Source organism: Achromobacter insuavis, assembly GCF_902859645.1.
Taxonomy (GTDB): Bacteria; Pseudomonadota; Gammaproteobacteria; order Burkholderiales; family Burkholderiaceae_B; genus Achromobacter; species Achromobacter insuavis.
In genome coordinates, this window is the sequence record NZ_CADIJR010000152.1 from 1 (window position 1) to 5,461 (window position 5,461).

The window sequence follows — 5,461 nt, forward strand, 5'->3', positions numbered from 1 at the left end:
CGCCGGTCTGCGCCGCGCCGCGCGTGGCGGCCGGGCTGCGCGGCGAAGGCGGCGCCGCGGCCCGCGTGGCCATCGAACAGGTCTCGCCCGCCGTCGATGGCGGCGCGCATCCGGTCAAGTGCCGCGTGCACGAGCAGGTGCGCGTGGGCGCCGACATCCTGATGGACGGCCACGACCGCCTGGCGGCCGAATTGCGCTGGCGCGCCGACGACGAAGCAGCCTGGCGCAGCGTGCCCCTGACGCTGACCGGCAACGACCGCTGGGAGGCGGCCTTCCGTCCCGCCCGCATCGGCCCGCACACGTTCCAGGTGACCGCCTGGCATGACGGCTGGGAGACGTTCCGGCATGAGTTCGAAGTCAAGCACGCGGCCGGCGTGAGCCTGCGGCTGGAGCGCCAGGAAGGCCTGCAACTGCTGCGCGAAGCCGACCAGCGCGCCGGCCAGGATGCCGCGTCCGGCCCCGGCGCCGGCCTCATCAAGCGCGCCCTGCGCGCCTGCGCGGCGCCCGAAGTCGACGCCGAACCCGACGCCGCGCTGATCGGGATGCTGCTCAGCCCCGCGCTGGCGCAGGCCATGCGCGCCCACGACGGCCGGCCGTTCCAATCCGTGTCGGCGCCCTACCCGCTGTGGGTCGACCGGCCGCAGGCCACCCACGCCGCCTGGTACGAACTGTTTCCGCGCTCGCAGGCGGCCGAACCGGGCCGCCACGGCACTTTCGACGACGTCATCGCGCGCCTGCCCGACATCCGCGAGATGGGGTTCGACGTGCTCTACCTGCCGCCGGTCCACCCCATCGGCCTGGCCAACCGCAAAGGCCGCAACAACAGCCTGCAGGCCGGTCCCGACGACGTCGGCAGCCCCTACGCCATCGGCTCGCCGGACGGCGGCCACGACGCCATCGAGCCGCGCCTGGGCACCCTGGCGGATTTCCTGCGGCTGGTGCGGGCCGCCCGCGACCACGGCCTGGAAATGGCGCTGGACTTCGCCATCCAGTGCTCGCCCGACCATCCCTGGCTGGCCCGCCATCCGGACTGGTTCTCGTGGCGTCCGGACGGCTCGTTGCGTTATGCCGAGAATCCGCCCAAGAAATATCAGGACATCGTCAACGTGGCGTTCTACGGCCCGCCGCCGCGCCGCGCCCGCAAACTCGGCCTGTGGCGCGCGCTGCGCGACATCGTGTTGTTCTGGGCCGGGCACGGCGTGCGCACCTTCCGGGTCGACAATCCGCACACCAAGCCGCTGCCGTTCTGGCAATGGCTGATCGCCGAGGTGCACGCGCGCCACCCGGACGTGCTGTTCCTGTCCGAGGCCTTCACCCGTCCCAAGATGATGTACCGGCTGGCGAAAGTGGGCTTCACGCAGTCGTACACCTACTTCACCTGGCGCAACGACAAGGCCGAGCTGCAAGCCTATCTGCAGGAGGTCTCGCAGCCGCCGGCCGCCGATTTCTTCCGGCCGCACTTCTTCGTCAACACGCCGGACATCAACCCCGCGTTCCTGCAGACCAGCGGCCGCGGCGGCTTCCTGATCCGCGCCGCGCTGGCCGCGCTCGGCTCGGGCCTGTGGGGCGTGTACAGCGGCTTCGAACTGTGCGAGGCCGCGCCGGTGCCGGGCAAGGAGGAATACCTGGATTCGGAGAAATACGAACTGCGCCAACGCGACTGGCGCCAGCCCGGCAACATCCGCGCCGAGATTGCCCGCCTGAACCAGCTGCGCCGCGCCAACCCTGCCCTGCAGAGCCACCACGGCCTGACGCTGGCGGCCAGCGGCAACGAGCGCGTCATCGCTTTCGCCCGCGCCACGCCCGGCAACGGCAACGTGATCCTGGCGGCCATCAGCCTGGACCCGTTCCATCCCCAGACCGCGCGCGTCGAGCCGCCCTTCGCGCTGTTCGGCGCGCCCTGGCCCGACAGCCTGGTCGCGGAGGACCTGCTGGCGGACCGGCGCGACACCTGGCACGACGCCCGCGCGGTGGCGCTGTCCCCCGATCAACCCTATCGCATCTGGCGGCTGTCGCGTCATGGCTGACGCCGCCGGGAAGGCAAGACCATGATCAGTGAAACCCAGCCCCAGGACGACGGCCTTTGGTACAAGGACGCGGTCATCTACCAACTGCACGTGAAGTCGTTCTTCGATTCCAACGACGACGGCGTCGGCGACCTGCCAGGACTGATCTCCAAACTGGACTACATCGCCAACCTGGGCGTGGACACGATCTGGCTGCTGCCGTTCTATCCGTCGCCCCGGCGCGACGACGGCTACGACATCGCCGACTACCGCGGCGTGCATCCCGACTACGGCACCGTGGCCGACGTGCGCAAGCTGATCCGCGCCGCCCATGCGCGCGGCCTGCGCGTGATCACCGAGCTGGTGGTGAACCATACCTCCGACCAGCATCCGTGGTTCCAGCGGGCGCGCGCCGCGCGCCCCGGCTCGGCCGCGCGCAACTTCTACGTCTGGTCGGACAACGACAAGGCCTACGCCGGCACCCGCGTCATCTTCTGCGACACCGAAAAATCGAACTGGACCTGGGACCCGGTCGCCAATGCCTACTTCTGGCACCGCTTCTACTCGCACCAGCCCGACCTGAACTACGACAACCCGCAAGTGCTCAAGGAAGTGCTGGCGGTGATGCGGCACTGGCTCGACATGGGCGTGGACGGCCTGCGGCTGGACGCCGTGCCCTACCTGGTCGAGCGCGAGGGCACCAACAACGAGAACCTGCCCGAGACCCATCAGGTGCTCAAGCGCATCCGCGCCGTCATCGACGACGAATACCCGGGCCGCCTGCTGCTGGCCGAGGCCAACCAGTGGCCCGAGGACGCGCAGGAGTATTTCGGCAGCGGCGACGAATGCCACATGTCGTTCCACTTCCCGCTGATGCCGCGCATGTACATGGCCATCGCGCAGGAAGACCGCTTTCCCATCACCGACATCATCCGCCAGACGCCGGACATCCCCGCCACCTGCCAGTGGGCCATCTTCCTGCGCAACCACGACGAACTGACGCTGGAGATGGTCACCAGCCGCGAACGCGACTACCTGTGGAGCGTCTATGCGGCCGATCCGCGCGCGCGCATCAACCTGGGCATCCGCCGCCGGCTGGCGCCGCTGCTGGAACGCGACCGGCGCCGCGTCGAATTGATGAACAGCCTGCTGCTGTCCATGCCGGGCACGCCGGTGCTTTACTACGGCGACGAACTGGGCATGGGCGACAACGTGCACCTGGGCGACCGCGACGGCGTGCGCACGCCGATGCAGTGGTCGCCCGACCGCAATGGCGGCTTCTCGCGCGCCGACCCCGAGCGGCTGCCGCTGCCGGTGCTGATGGGGCCGCTGTACGGCTACGAGGCCGTCAACGTCGAGGCCCAGCAACGCGACCCGCACTCGCTGCTGAACTGGACCCGCCGCATGCTGGCGCAACGCCGCCAGAGCCACGCCTTCGGCCGCGGCGCCCTGCGCTTCATCCAGGCCGGCAACCGCAAGATCCTGGCCTATCTGCGTCAATGGCGCGACACCACCATCCTGTGCGTGGCCAACCTGTCCAATGCCGCGCAGCCGGTCGAACTGGCGCTGCAGGCCTTCAAGGGCCGGGTGCCGGTGGAAATGCTGGGCGGCACGCCGTTTCCGGCCATCGGCGAGCTGCCCTACCTGCTGACGCTGCCGCCCTACGGCTTTTACTGGATGGACCTGAGCGCCGACGCGGCGCCGCCGGGCTGGCACGCCAGCGCGCCGCAACGCATGCCGGAGTTGATCACCCTGGTGCTGCGCGGCCGCGCCGACGCGGTCCTGACGGATGCCTCGCGCCAGGCGCTGGAGACCGAAGTGCTGCCCGAATACCTGGCGCGCCAGCGCTGGTTTCCCGGCGCCACGGCGCTGCCGCGCGTGCGGCTGGCGTACGCCACGCCGTTCGGCGCCGACGGCACGGAATACTACTGGGGCGAGGCCGAGCCGGCCGACGGCGAACCCGGCCTGCGGGTGCAGATCCCGTTCGCGCTGGTGTGGGACGAGAGCGCCGAGATCCAGTATCCGATCGCGCGGGTCCGGCGCGGCCCCGAAGTCGGCATCCTCGCCGACGCCTTCCTGCAGCCCGGCTTCGTGCTCGGCGTGCTGGACGCCCTGCGCGCCGGCCGCGAGTGGGACGGCCGCCAGGGCGGCAAGCCGGGCGAGCGGCCGGGCGTGATCCGCTGCCTGGCCGAACCCGGGCTGGACGGGCTGGACCTGGGCGAGGCGCCGGCGCTGCAATGGATCAGCGGCGAGCAGTCCAACAGTTCCGTGGTGGTGGCCGGGCAGGCCATCCTGAAACTGCTGCGCAGCGTCCACCCCGGGCTGTCGGCCGAAGTGGAAATGACCCGTCACCTGACCCGCGCGGGCTACGCCAACATCCCCGCGCTGCTGGGCGAAGTGCAACGGGTCGACGCCGAGGGCGTGCCGTGCACGCTGGCGGTCGTGTATGCCTATGTCGCCAACGAAGGCGATGCCTGGACCTGGACGCTGGACTACCTGAAACGCACGCTGGCCACCGCCTTGCTCGGCGGTGACAGCCCCGAGGAATTCGAGGCCAGCCTGGAGGGCTATGCCACCATGGCCACCACCATCGGCCGGCGCCTGGCGCAGTTGCACCAGACCCTGTCGCAGCCGGCCGACGATCCGGCATTCACGCCCGCGGTGGCCACCCCGGAGGCGGCCGACGCCCTCGCCGCGCACGTCACGGCGCAGCTCGACCGCGCCGCCCGGGCGCTGCGCCAGCACGCCGACGCGCTGGAGGAGCCTTCGCGCGCCTGCGCCCAATGGCTGTCCGAACACCATGACCGGCTGGCGGCGCGGGTCGAGCGCATGGCGCAGGCGTTGACCGGCACCCCTCTCATCCGCGTGCATGGCGACCTGCACCTGGGCCAGGTGCTGGTGGCGCAGACCGACGCCTACCTGATCGACTTCGAGGGCGAACCCGACCACCCCCTGCCATTGCGCCGCCAACTGGCGTGCCCGGCCCGCGACGTGGCGGGCATGCTGCGCTCGTTCGACTACGCGGCGGCGGCGGTGGCGCGCCTGGACCCGCTGGGCGGCGCGCCGCTGGACGCCAACGCGGCGCCGGTGGACAGCGCCGCCGCCAATTCGCCGGCGCAGTTGCGCGACACGCTGCTGGCGCGTTTTCGCGCCCGCGCCACCGAGGCCTTCCTGCAAGGCTACGAGGAGGCCGGCCCGCCTCCGTCCGCGGCCTGGCGCACGCTGCTGCAACTGGCGCAATTGGAAAAGGCCGCCTACGAAATCGCTTACGAGGCAGGCCATCGGCCCGACTGGATCTCCATCCCGCTCTGCGCCCTGGCCGGCCTGGCGCACACCCTGCTGCAGAACGCGGCGCTCGACGCCGAGGACGCCACGCCATGACCCGCCGTCCCGCAACCCCGCGCGCCGCGGCGTCCGCCCCGCGCCCCGCCGCCGCCACGCCCGCCCTCGACCCG

At 71.2% G+C, this 5,461-nt stretch carries 2 protein-coding genes; both read left to right on the forward strand.

What is annotated here, in order from left to right; genetic code table 11:
• Positions 1-2,027, forward strand: a 2,027-nt coding sequence (locus H0523_RS31420; RefSeq protein WP_180180292.1) for an alpha-1,4-glucan--maltose-1-phosphate maltosyltransferase, incomplete at its 5' end; no start/stop codon positions are given.
• Positions 2,028-2,048: 21 nt separating this feature from the next.
• Positions 2,049-5,387, forward strand: coding sequence for a maltose alpha-D-glucosyltransferase (gene treS / locus H0523_RS31425; protein WP_054431844.1), 3,339 nt, complete (start codon positions 2,049-2,051; stop codon positions 5,385-5,387).
• Positions 5,388-5,461: the final 74 nt, after the last annotated feature.